The organism is Microbacterium sp. HSID17254 (assembly GCF_003989315.1).
In the GTDB taxonomy this organism is placed as follows: Bacteria; Actinomycetota; Actinomycetes; order Actinomycetales; family Microbacteriaceae; genus Microbacterium.
On the sequence record NZ_RBLT01000005.1, the window covers coordinates 67703 to 83764 of the forward strand.

The 16062-nt window shown below is 64.8% G+C and carries 18 protein-coding genes; 17 read left to right on the forward strand and 1 reads right to left on the reverse strand.

Annotated elements, in window-relative coordinates; translation table 11 throughout:
- Nucleotides 1-50: 50 nt before the first annotated feature.
- The gene (gene cmtR, locus D8M34_RS03710; protein WP_082297363.1) at nucleotides 51-425 is read right to left on the reverse strand and encodes a Cd(II)/Pb(II)-sensing metalloregulatory transcriptional regulator CmtR; all 375 of its coding nucleotides are present in this window, start codon (nucleotides 423-425) and stop codon (nucleotides 51-53) included.
- A gap of 109 nt (nucleotides 426-534) precedes the next feature.
- Here cmtR and D8M34_RS03715 point away from each other — a divergent pair, with 109 nt between their 5' ends.
- The 17 genes from D8M34_RS03715 to ccsB all read left to right on the forward strand — a co-directional run bounded on the left by D8M34_RS03715 (nucleotide 535) and on the right by ccsB (nucleotide 16039).
- Nucleotides 535-954 (forward strand): hypothetical protein, encoded by a 420-nt coding sequence (locus D8M34_RS03715; RefSeq protein WP_126893195.1) that lies wholly within the window; start codon nucleotides 535-537, stop codon nucleotides 952-954.
- A gap of 82 nt (nucleotides 955-1036) precedes the next feature.
- Nucleotides 1037-1609 (forward strand): DUF3515 family protein, encoded by a 573-nt coding sequence (locus D8M34_RS03720; RefSeq protein WP_238695591.1) that lies wholly within the window; start codon nucleotides 1037-1039, stop codon nucleotides 1607-1609.
- Between the two features lie 179 nt (nucleotides 1610-1788).
- Nucleotides 1789-3507 carry a cytochrome c oxidase assembly protein gene (locus tag D8M34_RS03725; RefSeq protein ID WP_161973032.1) on the forward strand — a complete coding sequence of 573 codons (1719 nt, stop codon included), beginning with the start codon at nucleotides 1789-1791 and terminating at the stop codon, nucleotides 3505-3507.
- Nucleotides 3504-4163 carry a copper resistance CopC family protein gene (locus tag D8M34_RS03730; protein WP_161973033.1) on the forward strand — a complete coding sequence of 220 codons (660 nt, stop codon included), beginning with the start codon at nucleotides 3504-3506 and terminating at the stop codon, nucleotides 4161-4163. The genes D8M34_RS03725 and D8M34_RS03730 overlap by 4 nt, the downstream gene beginning before the upstream one ends.
- Before the next feature lie 57 nt (nucleotides 4164-4220).
- Nucleotides 4221-4682, forward strand: a complete 462-nt coding sequence (locus tag D8M34_RS03735; protein ID WP_126893198.1) for a hypothetical protein — start codon at nucleotides 4221-4223, stop codon at nucleotides 4680-4682.
- A gap of 87 nt (nucleotides 4683-4769) precedes the next feature.
- Nucleotides 4770-5435 (forward strand): DsbA family protein, encoded by a 666-nt coding sequence (locus D8M34_RS03740; protein ID WP_126893199.1) that lies wholly within the window; start codon nucleotides 4770-4772, stop codon nucleotides 5433-5435.
- Nucleotides 5432-6445: an NAD(P)-binding domain-containing protein gene (locus tag D8M34_RS03745; protein ID WP_126893200.1), complete on the forward strand. Its 1014-nt coding sequence runs from the start codon at nucleotides 5432-5434 to the stop codon at nucleotides 6443-6445. The genes D8M34_RS03740 and D8M34_RS03745 overlap by 4 nt, the downstream gene beginning before the upstream one ends.
- A 42-nt stretch (nucleotides 6446-6487) precedes the next feature.
- Entirely contained in the window at nucleotides 6488-6874 is a 387-nt protein-coding gene (locus D8M34_RS03750) for a hypothetical protein (protein WP_126893201.1), read from the forward strand.
- Between the two features lie 14 nt (nucleotides 6875-6888).
- Entirely contained in the window at nucleotides 6889-7419 is a 531-nt protein-coding gene (locus D8M34_RS03755; protein ID WP_231919594.1) for a signal peptidase II, read from the forward strand.
- A complete protein-coding gene (locus D8M34_RS03760) occupies nucleotides 7416-7751 on the forward strand; it encodes a DUF6804 family protein (RefSeq protein ID WP_126893202.1) in 336 nt (111 codons plus the stop codon). The genes D8M34_RS03755 and D8M34_RS03760 overlap by 4 nt, the downstream gene beginning before the upstream one ends.
- Nucleotides 7752-7800: 49 nt before the next feature.
- A complete protein-coding gene (locus D8M34_RS03765) occupies nucleotides 7801-8739 on the forward strand; it encodes a cytochrome c oxidase assembly protein (protein WP_126893203.1) in 939 nt (312 codons plus the stop codon).
- Between the two features lie 3 nt (nucleotides 8740-8742).
- Nucleotides 8743-10365 carry an apolipoprotein N-acyltransferase gene (gene lnt, locus D8M34_RS03770; protein ID WP_126893204.1) on the forward strand — a complete coding sequence of 541 codons (1623 nt, stop codon included), beginning with the start codon at nucleotides 8743-8745 and terminating at the stop codon, nucleotides 10363-10365.
- Nucleotides 10366-10573: 208 nt separating this feature from the next.
- Nucleotides 10574-11275 (forward strand): M23 family metallopeptidase, encoded by a 702-nt coding sequence (locus D8M34_RS03775; RefSeq protein WP_126893205.1) that lies wholly within the window; start codon nucleotides 10574-10576, stop codon nucleotides 11273-11275.
- Nucleotides 11276-11915: 640 nt separating this feature from the next.
- Nucleotides 11916-12581, forward strand: coding sequence for a TlpA family protein disulfide reductase (locus D8M34_RS03780; protein WP_082066388.1), 666 nt, complete (start codon nucleotides 11916-11918; stop codon nucleotides 12579-12581).
- Nucleotides 12578-13333 (forward strand): cytochrome c biogenesis CcdA family protein, encoded by a 756-nt coding sequence (locus D8M34_RS03785; protein ID WP_126893206.1) that lies wholly within the window; start codon nucleotides 12578-12580, stop codon nucleotides 13331-13333. The genes D8M34_RS03780 and D8M34_RS03785 overlap by 4 nt, the downstream gene beginning before the upstream one ends.
- Complete coding sequence (gene resB, locus D8M34_RS03790) at nucleotides 13314-15035, forward strand: cytochrome c biogenesis protein ResB (protein WP_126893207.1); 1722 nt, start codon at nucleotides 13314-13316, stop codon at nucleotides 15033-15035. The genes D8M34_RS03785 and resB overlap by 20 nt, the downstream gene beginning before the upstream one ends.
- Nucleotides 15032-16039 (forward strand): c-type cytochrome biogenesis protein CcsB, encoded by a 1008-nt coding sequence (ccsB, locus tag D8M34_RS03795; RefSeq protein ID WP_126893208.1) that lies wholly within the window; start codon nucleotides 15032-15034, stop codon nucleotides 16037-16039. Before resB ends, ccsB begins: the two co-directional genes overlap by 4 nt.
- The last annotated feature ends 23 nt before the right edge of the window (nucleotides 16040-16062 follow it).

Genomic DNA, 16062 nt, shown 5'->3' on the forward strand with positions numbered 1-16062 from the left:
ACGGACAGTTCTCGTCTGGCGTGGCTCGTCCGGGCCGCAGCATTCCTCGCTCATCGGATCTCCTCCATCGCCCTGTCGGTAGGCGCGCAGCATAGAGGCACGTCACAGTTCTCGTCTGTGCACGCCTCTCCGTCGTCGACCGCGAGGACCGTGTTCACCAGCAGAGTGATGGCTCGAGTCACATGCGGATCCGCGATCTCGTACCGCGTCTGACGTCCCTCCGGCGTCGCGACCACGATGCCGCACCCTCGAAGACACGCGAGATGGTTCGACACGTTGGTGCGAGACAGATCCAGTGCCTCGGACAAGCGCGCCGGGTATCCCGGCCCGGAAAGCAGTTCGAGCAGAATCCGAGAACGAGTGGGGTCAGCCATGGCGCGCCCCAATCGGTTCATCACGTCGAGACGAGAAGCAATGGTCAGCATGCAATGACTATACAGTGCTTGCTGACTTATCTTTCAACAGAGCGGTGCGCTCGAGCTCTGGGTTCGGGTGTGGAGTTGCGCCGGGCGACCGCAACGTAGACTGGAGAGGATGATGCTGCGCACGGACACCGGACGCTCAGCGCACGTCCCCCGCGGGCCGCTTGCGCTGAGGGTGCTCTTCGGGATCATTATTGCTCTGCTTCTCACGCTCGGTATCGCGAGCACTGTCCACGCAGAGACTGCGACGTCGGCCACAGCGTCACCGGAAAGCTTCTCGTTGTCGAGTGAGCACGACGAACGAGATCAGTCCGCGGTGTCCTCTGCCGGATCATCTGATGTCGCCGCCGCTGTGTGCATAGTCGGTGCGCTTCTCGGCGTGCTGGTGTTCGCCCGACTCGCCCGCGCGCGACTCCGCACCCCGATGCAAGCCCCTTCACGAGACTCCGCGCACCGCGCATCGATTCCGCGCATTCAGGGACCACATCTGCTGCGCCCTGACCTCGCGCAGCTGCAGATCTCCCGAACCTGACTCTCCGGCTCAATGCCGCCTTCATCCGTGCCATCGCGCGGATGCGGATCGACGCACGTCGTCGACAGCTTGGAGAGATGACTTGGAGAACACGCCCCTCACCCCGACCCCCGCCGAGGTCTCAGTCAATCGGCGCGCCGTTTCGCGGAACCTAATCTTCGGAGCCGTCGCACTCATCGGCCTGCTCGCGACATTGTCGGGATGCGCGTCCACTGTCGCATTGAAACCTGCGACAAATGCGAACGCCCCCGAATGCGCCGACGTGACGGTTCGGCTCCCCGCAGCCGTCGGAGAGTTTACCGGTCGCAGGACCGATGCCCAAGCGACCGCCGCATGGGGAGACCCGACCATCGTCGTCTTTACCTGCGGGCTCGAGCCGCCAGCACCGACAACGCTGCAGTGCGTGACCATCAACTCCGTCGATTGGATCGTCGACGAACAAGATTCCCCCTACCTGCGCTTGACGACCTACGGCCGAACGCCCGCAGCCCAGGCCTATGTCGATACGACGAAGCTCTCCGCGGATGCCGCGTTGCAAGCCCTCGCACCCGCGGTCCAGATGCTGCCGAAGACGTCCGCCTGCTCCGCGCCGGACACCGCGTCATCGGACGACGAGGATGCGCCGACCACGGGCGGCTCCGGAGACCTCCCGTGAACGCCAGGGGGCTCCGACTGGTCGGACCCGCACTCCTACTCACCTCGGCTCTGGTCGTCCTCCTCCTGGGATTGGTGATGGGTGGCGGGGCTGATCCACGAGTCACCAGCGACCCCGGCGCGGTCGTTCGGTGGGGACTGCCGGTCGCGAAGCTCATCGTCAACCTCGGGGCTGCCGTCATGGTCGGATCGGCCGTCCTTGCTGCGTACGCTCTTAAACAGGGTGAGAAGGAGTTCGATACCGCCCTGGATGTCGCCTCCATCGGTGCCGCAGTGCTCACCATCGGCGCAGGAGTCACTGGTTATCTCACATTCCTGTCATCGTTCAATCCTGAGGTGTCACTCGGCCCGGGATTCGGTCAGCAGTTCGGCAGATTCCTCCTCGAGACGGAACTGGGTCGCGTCTGGCTCATCACAACCGTGATGGCCGCGATTCTCACGGTGATCTCGTATGCGTTCCGGGGGTGGGCGGCCGCACTGTTGCTGACGTTTCTTTCGCTGGCGTCGCTGGTCCCGATGGCGACGCAAGGTCATTCCGGAAGCCTCGCCAATCATGATGCTGCGGTCATGTCGCTCGTGCTGCACATCACTAGCGCGGCGGTATGGCTCGGCGGTCTTCTCGCGCTGGTCTTCCTCAGGCCGTCTGCGCGCGAGCACCGTCTGCGGGCGGCGGTCGAGCGATACTCGACCATCGCTCTCGTCGCTTTCGTGGTCGTCTCCGTCTCCGGAGTCGCTCGCGCGATGACGTCTGTCAGCGGCTGGCGAGACCTTCTCAGCGCGTACGGAGCTGTGCTCCTGGTGAAGGTGGTGGCGCTCACGCTCCTCGGCGTCGTGGGTGTCGCGCACCGTCGGTGGTTCATCCGCCGTGGGGTCAGAGAGCGGGGACCGTTCTGGACGTTCGTCACCGTCGAGCTCGCGGTCATGGGCATCGCGAGTGGTGCCGCAGCGGCGCTCGCCCGCACGCCAGCGCCGGCAGACACCTCTGCTCCGGTCCTGACGACACCGGCTGAGATCCTCACCGAAGCACCGCTTCCACCCGAACTCACACTCGTCCGTTGGCTGAGCGGGAACGACGTGAATCTCTTGTGGGCGGTGGTCGCAGGTTTCGGAGTCTTTTTCTATCTGATGGGTGTCCGTCGCCTGCGGCAACGCGGCGAGGGGTGGCGCGGCCTGCGCACGTTCGCCTGGATCAGCGGGATGGTGCTGCTGGCTTGGGTGAACGGTGGGGCGGTCGCTGTCTACTCCGACTACCTCCACAGCGTCGACGCGGCGGGACGGATGCTCATGCTCCTCGTGGTTCCCTCCCTCCTCGTGTGTGGCGCGCCATATCGCTTGGCATTGGAGGGAATCACCAGCCGCACCGATGGGAGCCGTGGAATCCGCGAGTGGCTACAAGCAGGGGAGCGCTCGCGGATCGTCCTCTTCCTGCGCCACCCCATGGTCGCGGTGTGCACGTTCGCATTTATCGTGTGGGGCGTATCCGCCACTGGCCTTTTGCGCGATTCCCTCGCCGATCCTTTGGTGCATGAATTGCGCGTCGTCGCGCTGCTCGTAGCGGGAAGCTTGGTGACCGCTGCGATCCTCCGTCCTGCCGGCACATATCCCCGGCGGATGCGTGTAGTTGTCGTGTTCGGATCGGCTGCCGCGCTGGCGAGTGTAGGCAGTTGGATGCTGCTTCAGAGCGGCCTGATTGCTGCGAGCTGGTTCGGGGCGATGGGTCGTCAATGGGGCCTGGAGCCGATGGCGGACCAACAAGCAGCCGGCATGGTGATCCTGCTCTCGGCGCCGATGCTGCTCCTCTTCGGCCTCAGCGTCGACTACATACTCAGCGCGCACTCCACCCGCTCATCACCGGAGGTCGACCGACCCCTCCACTCCACTCGAAAGGCCATCTCATGACATCCGCCTCCACCCGAATCCGCCGCGTGAGCGGTGCCGTGTGCGCCGCCGCTGTCGCAATCGTGCTGCTGACCGCAACCCCAGCCTCCGCACATGACAATCTCACCGACGCTGTGCCATCGGCGGGCGAGACAGTCACCAACCTCGACACAGTCGCACTGACTTTCAGCGGGGAGCTCATCGACTTCAGCCAGACGAGCTTCGCCCAGGTGCAGGGCCCAGACGGGCTCTTCTACGAGTCGTCGTGCTCCACCATCGAACTCAACGTGCTCACCACCCCCGTCGCCCTCGGAGCGTCGGGCACCTACACGGTGCTCTGGAACGCTGTGTCCAGCGACGGGCACCCCATCTCCGAGTCTTACCAGTTCGACTACGCAGCGGATCCGACGGCGACCGTCGCACTCGGTTGGGATGCACCGGCATGCGGGAACGAAGGCACCCGTACTCAACCAGGAGCGGCGCTGACCAGTACCCCGACGCCGACCGACGCCACCAACTCGGCGCCGCCCACACAAGATACCGACCGAGAGCCGCGCGCTGACGGGGCAGATGAGAGCGTCGTGGCCCTGGCCGTTGTCGGAGGCGTCGTCGTGCTTGGAGTTCTGGCGATGGCGACCGTGCTCGTGGTGCACCGTCGACGCAAGCGCGCGGAGTGACCGAATGATTACGGCTCATTCAAAGGAAGAAGTAGGAGCGACGATTACAATCGAATCGTGTTCCATTCGATCCGGGTCGCCTGCCACGGGCGGCCGGATCGCAGCCAGATGATAATGCGGCTCATTAGCATCATCGGGCTCACACTCCTCCTGATCTTCGCCGTTGGCGCAGCCGAGCACGGAAGTGCCGATGTCACCAAGGCGTCAACTACGGCCAGCACGTCGCTCGACGCCGATGAATCAGGCGCTGACGCAGCCGCTGCGGAACCCGCAGGCGTCGTGATGCAGCTCGCCACGGGCGCTGCACAAGTAGACCCGGTCACGGGCGCTGTGCTGTGCGTCCTCGGTCTTCTCTGCGGACTCGTCGCAGCGGTCATGCTCTATCGGCTGCTCTGGCGCACGACAGCCGTGGTCGTGGAGACCCACGCGGCTCAGCCGCGAACGAGCGCCGCTCCGAATAGCATCCCCCTGAGGCGGACGTCGCTGACTCTGGCGACGCTCGGCATCTCCCGGACCTGACCCGTCGAAGCGTCGCGCCTCGCGTGTGCGCATCCCATCGAGCAACCGCTCGACCTTCGACCGTGTCGACAGTCCTTGGAGTATCTGATGAAACCCGCCGTCAAAGCCGGCCTCGCTGCCCTTGCCGTAACCATCGTCCTGATTATCGTCGCGGTAATCGTCGTCATCGTTAACCAGCAGAACACTGCGCCGCCAGAATCCGAGAACGGAAGCTCTACGGCGCAGGTGCTCCGCGAGAACTCACACGTTCTCGACGACGGGGGAGACGGGTCAGTCACCGTCGTTGAATTCCTAGACTTCGAATGCGAAGCGTGCGGAGCCTTCTACCCCGTGGTCGAAGACCTTCGCGAGCGCTACGACGGCGAGATCACCTATGTCATCCGCTATTTCCCGCTACCGGGTCACCTGAACTCCAGGAATGCCGCGTTCGCCGCCGAAGCGGCTGCGCGGCAGGGACGCCTTGAGGAGATGTACCGCAAGCTCTTCGAGACGCAGGCTCAATGGGGTGAAGCTCAGGAATCGCGGGCGAGCCTATTCCGAGGCTTCGCTGAGGAGATCGGCCTGGACATGGCCGCTTACGATACCGCGATCTCTGACCCCGCGACGGTCGCACGAGTCGATCTCGACTACAACGACGGTCAGGCACTGGGAGTAAGCGGAACTCCGACGTTCTTCGTGAACGGCGATGCCATCACACTCGAGCGCTACGACGACCTCGAAAACGCGATCCTCTCAGCGGGCAAGGGAACATGACACTCCTAGGCCTCTCTCATCGTCGAGTCATCATCGTCGGCTCCGGCCACGCCGGTCTCTCCGTCGCCGCCGAACTCTCGCGTTCGGGCCTGAAGCCGCAACGGGACTTCGCCGTCATCGACAGCAATCCTGATGGGCGTCGTTCGTGGGCGTTCCGCTGGTCGTCGATGACACTCCTGACAGAGGCCGGGCGGAGCACGGTCGCCGGGCGGCATCTCACAGGCGACCCCTATCGACGCCCGTCACCGCGAGAGATCGAACAGCATCTTCTCGACGTCGAGGCCGCCTTAGGCCTCACGACGCTGTGGGGCATCAGAGCGACAGGCGTGGACCGTCTGGGGGACGGATCCACTCTGCTTCTGTCAACGAACGAAGGGCCGGTACAGACGCGCAACATCGTCTGCGCCACCGGGTCCGCGGCTCGACCTCGGATCCCGAGCTGGGCGGTAGACGCCGCGGTAACGGGGATCATGGTTCATAGCGCCGACTATCGCGGACCGAGCCAGATTCCCAGCGGTGACGTGCTGGTCGTCGGAGCCGGCCACAGCGGCCAAGAGATCGCGCGCGAGCTCAGTCGCACGCACCGCGTCACGCTGTCGTCCCAGCCGTCGGCGGTCTCCGCAGCTCGACCGGCACGACGCGGCGTCGGGCGGCGTCGGGCACAAGCGCGAGGTGGGGCAGCTCTCACACTGGATCCGGAATGGGAACAACTCGGCATCGAGGTGCTGCCTGCGGCCATCGCCGCAGACGGAGCACACATCGTCTTCGACGATGGTCGTCGTATCGCTCCGCAGTCCATCATCTACGCGACCGGATACCTGCCCGCGGACGGCTGGCTTCCCCGTCCGGTACTCGAGGCCACATCCGGTCGCCGCAAGCGCGGGATTACGAGCGTCCCAGGTCTGTTCGTCGTCGGCATGCCGAATCACGGTAGCCAGGATTCAGACACCTTCGACGGGGCACGCCGTGACGCGATCTCGATTGCACGCCACATCATGAAGCGCCCCTGAACACGTTCGTCCGAAATACACCGACCGAAACGAGGATCACACATGAGACATCCGATGGCCACGACGAAACATGCCTGGGGTGCCATCGCGTGTGCGTTGCTGATCCTCGCGACGGTCCTGCTGGTTTCACCTTCGGTTTCAGCGTCCGCAGTTGGGAGCGTCGCACCAGTTGCTGCGTCCCCCAGTCCGGAACAGAGTTCAACGCCGTCGCCTCCGCCGTCGCCCGAAGAGACAGAGTCGGACAAGGACCGTCATCAAAGGCAGAACGGAGAGCGGCCGGTCGAACGAGACGATCTCGGGTTCCTCGGCATCCTGTTCGTCATCGGCATGGGGTTCGTTCTCGTAGCGGGCGCTGTCGGTGTCGCGTTCGCCGGGTGGAAGCGCCGCCGACGCGACCGAGCAGCGGCCGACGCGGAAGGAGGCGCGTGATCATGAGTGCGCGCGTGCCGAAGCTCGCCATCGCGTTCGCCGTCGCCGGTGCGACCGTCATCATCGACCAAGTGTCGAAGGCGGTCGCCTTGGCGCAACTGAGTACCACGGAGCGCATTCCGCTACTGGGAGACCTCTTCGGGCTGCAACTGGCGTTCAACCCGGGTGCCATCCTGTCGTTCGGTTCCAGCGCGACTCCGCTGCTGACCGCAGTCGGAATCGCAGCGACGGTCGTGCTCATCAGGAGCGCAATCCGATCCCGTACCACGTGGTGGGCGGTCGGTATCGGGTTCATCCTCGGGGGAGCCATCGGCAACGTCCTGGACCGTCTCTTCGCACCCCCTGCGTTCGGCCGCGGGTACGTCACCGACTTCCTCGCCTACTCGGACCTCTTCATCGGCAATCTGGCGGACGTGGCGCTGGGGGTCGGTGCCGTCGTGCTGGTCGTCGGGCTTCTTCGGCGCCGCCGTGGTCCAGAGGACGACGTCGTCACGCCTCCCGCTTCGATGCCACAGGACATGAGCGAAGGATGGGGACGCTCATGACACAGAAGAAGCGGACCCCTTCCACCTATCAGCGGAACGCTCTTGCTCCGAGTCTGCTCGCAGCCGCGGTGCTGTTCCTCGCCCCCGTGCTGCTGGCGAGTGACTGGGCCTCGCTCATCCTCTACGTCACGTCGATCCTCGCGGTCATCATCGGATGGTTCGCCGTGCAAGCGCGCCACTGGTGGTGGATCCCGGTGTTCATCGCCATCGCCGTCCTGTGGAATCCCGTCATGCCCTTCCCGTTCGCCGGACCGGTCTGGACCGGAATCCAGCCCGCGGCAGCAGTCGTCTTCCTGGTAGCGGGAAGCCTTATCAAGTTCCCCCGACCCTGATGTCGGCACTCATCGCTCAGCTCATTGACAGGCCGGAGGGGGCCCGTCGATGACTCCGTGGATCCCCGACGTCGCGCCCACCTTCCCTGACTACTTCGCCGTGGTTCCGGGGGTGCTTCCGGTGCTGCCGGTGGTCGCTGGGCTGCTTGCACTTCTCTACATGGTCGGGGCCGTTCGCATGTGGACGCACGGTCGACGCTGGTCCATCTGGCGTACGTTCAGCTTCCTCAGCGGCTGCGCGCTCCTGGCTGGGACGACCGGTCTCGCCGTGGAGAATTACGGCTACGCGTTGATGTCGGTGTTCATGTTCCAGCAGCTCACTCTGATGATGGCGATTCCGCCGCTGCTCATCCTGGGATCTCCGGGCACCTTGCTGCTCCGCGCCACCCCGCATGTAGGACTGGGGCGCACTGCACTCGCCATCGCCCACGCGGGGCTGCGCAGCAGACTTGCGCGCTGGGCTCTGAGCCCATGGGCGGCGCTCCCTCTCTATCTGGCCGCGTTCTACGGCTTGTACCTCGCGGGGTTCGCAGACTCCCTCCTGAGCTCGACCGCGGGACACATCGCCCTCGAGGTGGCGTTCCTCGGCGCGGGCATCATCTTCACAATCCCCATCCTGAGCTCCGACCCGCTACCCGTTCGCCTCAGTCACGGCGGCCGCGCCCTCGATGTGTTCGCCGAAGCCGCGCTGCACGCCTTCTTCGGAGTGTTCCTCATGATGGCCACCACCATGCTCATCACCCACTTCGTCGCCCCCACGCAGGCCATGGGACTCGACCCCATCGAAGACCAGCGACTCGCCGGCGGACTCGCCTGGTCGTACGGCGAGGCCCCCACACTCCTGATGCTGATCTACGTCATGCACCGATGGTTCCGGGAGGACACCGCACGATCCCAGGCACAGGACCGGTACGTAGACATCCACGGATCATCCGAGCTGGATGAGTACAACGCTTACCTCCAGAAACTCCGCGAGCGGGACGCCTGAGCAATGTCGACGACACTCCTCACTGCGCCGACGTCTGAGGCCCAAACGACGCACACTGATCTCACACGACCACTCGTCGGTGTCTGGGTCGCCGTTCCGCTGTCGGCGGTCGGCGGACTCGCCATGGACCTCGCGACTCCCGAGGTCAGTTGGTGGCCTCTCGCGTTCGTCAGCGTCATCCTCACCTTGGTTGCGACCGTCGGACGTAGCGTCGGCGGAGCGCTGCTCGTCGGTCTCGCGTTCGGTGTCACCTTCTACGCGCTTCACCTCGATTGGGTTGGTCAGTTCCTCGGGCCGTTGCCACGCATCGCGTTGTCGGGGCTGCAGGCTCTCCTGTTCGGGCTCGGTGCGGTTCCCATAGCGCTGGCATACCGGTGGACCAGCCGCTTCCGCGGCCGTCGTGTCTGGCAGATCGTCGCCGTACCCGCACTGGTCGGCGGGTTGTGGGTTGCCCGCGAGATCGTGCTCGGATCGTGGCCGTACGGCGGGTTCCCCTGGGTGCGACTCGGGATGACCCAGGTAGAGAGCCCGTTCCCGGAAGCTACATCGTGGATCGGTGTGACCGGGCTCTCGCTCACCATCGCGGTCATCGCTGCGAGCATCGTGCAGTGGCTTCGTATGGGGTTGCGCGTTGTGTCCGCTTTGACGCCCGCGGTCGTCCTGATCTTCGGACTCAGCGTGTCACCCCAATATGCGACGACAGACGCGGGCACATTCGCGGTTGGGTGGGTCCAAGGCAACGGTCCCTCAGGCTACTTCGACGGTAGAGCCTCAGGTGACCTGCTCAAAGCACAGGTCGAGGCATCGGAACCGATTCTCGACCGGAACATGGACGTGCTCGTCTGGCCAGAAGGATCGGCGGAGTTCGACCCGTTCCGCAACCGACAGGCCGCCTCTGAAATGAATCGGATCGTGTCCCGCACGGGGGCGCCGCTTCTGGCGAACGCGGCGACGGCACGAGGCGATGAGACGTTCAACACTTCCTTCCTGTGGACGGCAAACCCCGGCAGCTCTCAAGTCCACGACAAGGTCAATCCCGTCCCATTCGGCGAGTACGTCCCCGACCGATGGCTCTACGAGCGCCTTGCGCCCGACCTCGTCGGGCTGATCCAGCGCGAGTACACTGCCGGCACAAACCCACCCGTCGTGACCGTCGGCGAGACCGACATCGGTCTCGCGATCTGCTTCGACGTGATCTTCGACGACGTGATCCGTGCCGCCGCTGAGCAGGATGTGAAGCTCTACATCTTCCAAACCAACAACGCGGACTTCCGCGGCTCCGACGAGAACCTTCAGCAACTGGCCTTTGCCCGGATGCGTGCCATCCAGACCGGTAAGAGCGTGGTGAACGTTTCCACTGTGGGCACCAGTCAAGTCATAGCCCCGGACGGCGCGATCCTCGACACAGCAGGCGTCGACACGGTCGCTGCCGCAATCACGGATGTGCCGCTCCGCTCAGGCATCGCACCAGGCATCCTCGCGGAGAAGTGGCTCGCGTTGAGCGCGCCATTGCTCGCGTTCGGAAGCCTCGCAACACTTGCCCTCATCGTTCGACGTGCATCGTCGAACGGCCCAGACTCGACCCCCGAACCCGAATCCGGAGGCCCGAACCGTGACCACACATGACCCTCTCGAGCCCAGCATTCGACCGGAGCCGCTTCTCACGCGGTCGGAGCTTCGACGCCGAGAGACCGCGTCGACAGCCCCGACTCCGCCAGTCACCCGCTCCGAACTTCGGCGCAGGCGCGAGGCCCTGTCCCATCCGCCGATTCCACCAATCAGCGCATCCGACCATCGACCTCGTGACGAGGGCATTCCGAGCCGAGAGCACGACGTGCTGACTCCGGCGAAGACGGTGGGCACATTGACCGTCGCTTCCTCGTTCATGGTCGGCATGACGATCCCGGCCGAGACCGTCGCGGCGGCCAGGACGGATACCACGGCGCGGTTCGCGCCCTCAGAGAGCGACGGATCCGCTGCCGATAGTGACATTCAGGCGTTTGTCGTGCCGGAGGATGCTGCGGCGGAGGACCTTGGTCGGTCGAACGGCTTCAGCGTGACGTCTGTCCCGCAGCTCGCGGCGGCAGCAGGAATCCGTTACTTCAGCGGATCCCTGCTGCTCGATCCCGATGCTGAGGTGCAGTGGCCGTTCCCGGTCAGCGTGCCCACGTCGTCGAGTTTCGGGCCCAGGTGGGGGCGAATGCATGAAGGCGCCGACTTCACACCAGGTGAGGGAGCTCAGATCCGCGCCGTGGCCGGCGGGACGGTCCGCATCGCGACCGAGAACGGCGGGGCGTTCGGGGTCACGGTCTACATTGAGAGCAAGATCGACGGGCAGACGGTATTCAGCCGCTACGCGCACATGTTGCGCGGCTCCCTCGGAGTTCGTGAGGGGGAGAGTGTCTCCGTCGGCGAAGTCGTCGGACGAGTCGGCAACACCGGACGCAGTTTTGGTGCGCACTTGCACCTTGAAGTGTCGACAGGAGACGGAACTGTCGATCCTGTCGCTTGGCTGCGGGAGCAGACCGGTGAATGAGCTCCGGCGCGTCCCGCTTGATGACCTCGACCTGAGAGGCGGGGCGATGAACCCTCGTCTAGGGCGAAAGGCGGCGACATCGCCGTTTGCCGTCGGCGTGATTGTCGTGGTCATGGCGTCACTGTTGCTCGTGTTGGGCGTCGCCTGCGCTCCGTATCAGGCGACACCTGATGCATCGACGTCCGTCGGCGTCGACGATCCCTCGGCGCTCGATGCACGAAACGCTGCGCCGGACGCGCCCTCGGTTGCGTCGGCGGGGGAGCCCTCTGCATCGAATATCGGCATGGGCCCGGTTGCGTGCGCTCTCGGACTGTTCTGCGGAGTACTTCTCCTGCTCCTCAGCGCTCTGCGTCGGCCAATGCCTCTAATGAACCCGGGACGTATCAGGTCTCGCCTGATACGTCGACTTCTTCCGAGCATCGCGATGAGGGCCACCGCCCCCTCTCTCACGAAACTCCGCGTGTCGCGGACCTGAGCTTCCTCGATTCACGCCGTCGTCATGCTCGTCACTCGGGAGCGAGACGCGACGTCGCCCCGGGACCCGCTCCTCGTCGAGCACTGATGGCCCGGGCGCGAGGCATGAGCCCGATAACCACCGGCTCTGCCCTGCCAAACGAGATTCAGATCCGAAGAGGAACCTATGCTCAGCGAGCCCGTCCCCCGACCACCCGCCACCGGCGTCCCCAGCGCGCAGGATCACGGCCGACGACGACGTATTCGTCACGCCGTGCTCGCCTCCATACCCGTCCTTCTCCTGCTCGCAGGGTGCGCGTCCAACGACTCCCTTTCCCAGCAGTACAGGGATGGCAACGAGAAAGGCTTCATCGCGGGAGACTTCCAAGTCGTCGAGATCCCGCAAGACGAGCGCGGAGAGCCGGTGACATTCGAAGGGGTCACGGAGACCGAAGAGGAAGTCGCGAGTGACGACTACCGCGGCGACGTCCTCGTCGTGAACTTCTGGTACGCCGCATGCGGCCCCTGCATCGTCGAGGCGCCATACCTCGAACAGGTGTGGCAGGACTATCGCGACGACGGCGTGGCCTTCCTTGGGGTGAACACCTACGACCAACCCGCCACCGCGCTCTCGTTCGCCAAAGACAACGGCGTCACGTATCCGAGCGTGATCGACGTCAACGACGGCAAGGTCAAGCTGGCCTTCGCTCAGGTGACGCCGATCCAAGCCACGCCGACCACCCTGGTCATCGACCGCTCCGGCAGAGTCGCCGCCCGCGTCATCGGTCAGCTCGACAGTGCCTCAATCCTCGCGACGCTCGTCGAGGACGTTCTCGAGGAGAGCGTCCCATGAACCCTGGAACGCTTATCGTCGACGGAGTTCTGTGGATCGCCATCCCCGTGGCGATCCTCGCCGGGCTCGTCTCCTTCGTCTCACCGTGCGTCCTCCCTTTGGTGCCCGGGTACCTGGGGTACCTCGGCGGAACTGTGCGGCCAGAACAGGGCAAGAGCGGAAGCCGAGAGTCGCACCGCGGTCGACTGATGCTGGGGGTGGCGCTGTTCATCGCAGGTTTCACGACCGTCTTCGTCGCCGTGACCATCCTCGGCGGTGCGTTCGGCTTCGTGCTGCTGCAGTACGCGAACATTCTCACCAGGGTGTTCGGCGTCGTCATCATCGTGATGGGCTTCGTCTTCATCGGACTCTTCGGCGTCGCGCAGCGAACGATGCGCCCACGGATCGGCAGTCGTGCAGGTCTGGTCGGCGCCCCGCTGCTGGGGTTCGCACTCGGAGTGGGGTGGACACCCTGCATCGGCCCGACACTCGCCGCAATCATCTCGATGTCATGGAACTTGGGTGACCCCGCTCGAGCCGGCCTGCTCGGGCTGGCGTACTCCCTCGGCCTCGGTATCCCCTTCATCGTCCTCGCCGCCGGGTGGGGATGGGCGTCCTCCTCGCTCGCCTTCCTCCGACGCCATGTCCGCACGCTCAACCTCATCGGCGGAGCGATGCTCGTCGCTCTCGGGATCCTGATGGTCTCCGGCCTCTGGACCGCTCTCATGTCCCAACTTCAGCAGGTGATTATCAATGTCCCGCTCCCTCTCTGACCCCGACACCAAGGGCGATCCGCTCCGGCCAGCCGACCACGCCGATACCGGCGCAACATCTGAGGTGACGAGCCCGGCGCTCAGCGTGACCGGCTGGCTGCGATGGGGGTGGACACAACTGACGAGCATGCGCACCGCCTTGTTGCTGCTTCTGCTCCTCGCTGTCGCAGCGATCCCCGGTTCACTGTTCCCGCAACGCAGCGCAGACCCCAACGGCGTGGTGCAATGGCGAAGGAACAACCCCGATGCGTTCCCGCTCGCGGACGGCCTTGGACTGTTCGACGTCTACATCTCACCGTGGTTCTCCGCCATCCATCTTCTGCTGTTCGTCTCGCTCATCGGGTGTGTGATCCCGCGTGCGAAGCACCACTATGTCGCGCTGCGGTCACGACCTCCGCGCACTCCGTCCCGACTGTCGAGGTTGCCCGCTCATCGCGAGAGGTTCATCGCTGGGAAGGGTGGCGATGCTGAGGGGGCTGTCTCCGCGGCTTCCGACATGCTGCGCAGATCCGGTTACCGCGTCGAGCGTTACGACCAGGGAGGCACCTACTCGGTATCAGCAGAGCGCGGCTACCTCCGTGAGACCGGCAACCTCGTCTTCCATGTCGCGCTCGTCGGGGTGCTCCTCTCGGTCGCAGTAGGCGGATCCTTCGCGTACACCGGACAACGAGTCGTGGTGGAGGGGACGACGTTCGTGAATGCTCTGAGCGACTACTCGTCCTTCAACCCGGGACGATTCGTCGACGGCGCGGGACTTGTTCCGTACTCGCTCACGCTCGACGACTTCCGCGTCGCCTATCGACTGCCGGGCACACCGGGCGCGGGACAGGCAGAGAACTTCGATGCGCAGATCACGGTCCGCCAGCCGGGCGAGCAGGACAGTGAGCGCAGCGTTCGAGTGAACTACCCGACCACGATTGCGAATGACCGGATCTACCTGCTGGGGAACGGGTACGCCCCGACGCTGACCGTGAGGAACGGCGACGGCGACGTCGTGTTCAGTGAGTCGCAGCCGTTCCTGCCGCAGGACTCGAACATGACCTCCCTGGGCATCATCAAAATCCCGGACGGGCTACCGAAGCAAGTCGGGCTCGTCGGGTTCTTCTACCCCACGCAGGGCACTCTCCCGTCAGGTGCGTTCACGTCCATCTACCCCGACGTCGTCGATCCCGTGCTCACCTTCAACGTCTTCAGCGGGGACCTCGGCATCGACGACGGCACGCCGCGCTCCGTCTACACGCTCGACGTGAGCGGACTCGACCAGGAGACGGGCGGCGACAGCGGCACCGACTCGTTGGAACTCCGACCCGGTGACACGGCTGACCTCCCGAATGGCTGGGGGTCCGTCACATGGGAGATCGCAGAGGAACAACAACCAGTGAAGCGATTCGCCTCGCTGCAGATCCAACAAGATCCGAGCAGTGGGGGAGTGCTCCTCTTCTCGGTGATCGCCATGGTGGGTCTCTTCGCAGGCCTGTTCGTACCCCGGCGTCGCGTGTGGGTGAAAGCCCGCGACGGGATCGACGGCATGCACATCGAGTACGCCGGTCTCGCGCGCGGCGACGACCCCACGCTGCAACGAGCGGTCGACGATCTCGCGCATCGTCACTCGACTTCGCTCGGCGCGGAGCCTGTGAAGCCCGCACCGGCCACCTCTGACAACGACCAGCAGCACGACACGACCGAAAGGAACCCGTCATGAATCAGCTCAGCCTCGACGGCATCTCCCTCCTCCTCGTCTGGACCGCGATTGCCACCTACCTTCTCGCGTTCACTGCGTACACCATCGACCTCGCGCAGCGCAGCGCCGCACCGGTTGCCGTTCCCGTGCGGAGATTGACGACCGTCGGCGGGCGTGGGCCGGCATCCTCATCCGAAGAGGTCTCCGAGGATGTCCCCGGCGCCGACACCGCTCTACAGCGGCCACCCCGACGCTTGTGGGCGCGAATCGGAACGTCGCTCACGGTTCTGGCGTTCCTCTTCCAGCTGGGAGGAACTCTCGGCAGAGGCATTGCGGCTGAGCGGGTCCCGTGGGCCAACATGTACGAGTTCGCTCTCACCGGGACGCTCCTCATCGTCGCCGTGTACCTCGTGGTGCTGCGGCTGTACGATCTTCGATTCTTGGGCGCGTTCCTGCTCGGAATGACCGTGCTGCTTCTCGGAGGTGCGACTCTCGGCTTCTATGTCGAGGTTGTGCCGCTGATGGATCCGCTGAAGAGCGTGTGGCTGGTGATCCACGTGTTCGTGGCTTCGCTCGCCACAGCTCTGTTCGCTCTCGCCTGCGGCGTGTCAATCACCCAACTGATGCAGGGTAGGCGCGAGCGTCTCCTCAGTGACGCTCCGGACGCGCGAAAGCAGAAGCGCGGTCCTCGCTTCCTTCGCACGATCCCGTCCGCGGACGCGCTGGAGACCCTGGCGTACCGCTTCACTATCGTCGGCTTCATGTTCTGGAGCTTCACCCTCATCGCGGGAGCGATCTGGGCGAACGACTCGTGGGGTCGCTACTGGGGATTCGACGTCAAAGAGGTGTGGACCTTCGTGATCTGGGTCCTTTACGCGGGGTACATCCACGCGCGCGCCACCCGGGGGTGGCGTGGTTCCCGGTCTGCGTGGCTGTCGATTGTTGGGTTCGCAGCAGTGCTGTTTAACTTCACCGTCGTGAACATCTACTTCCCGGGGCTCCATTCCTACTCCGGGCTGACGTGATCCGGTAGGGCCGCGGCGCTATC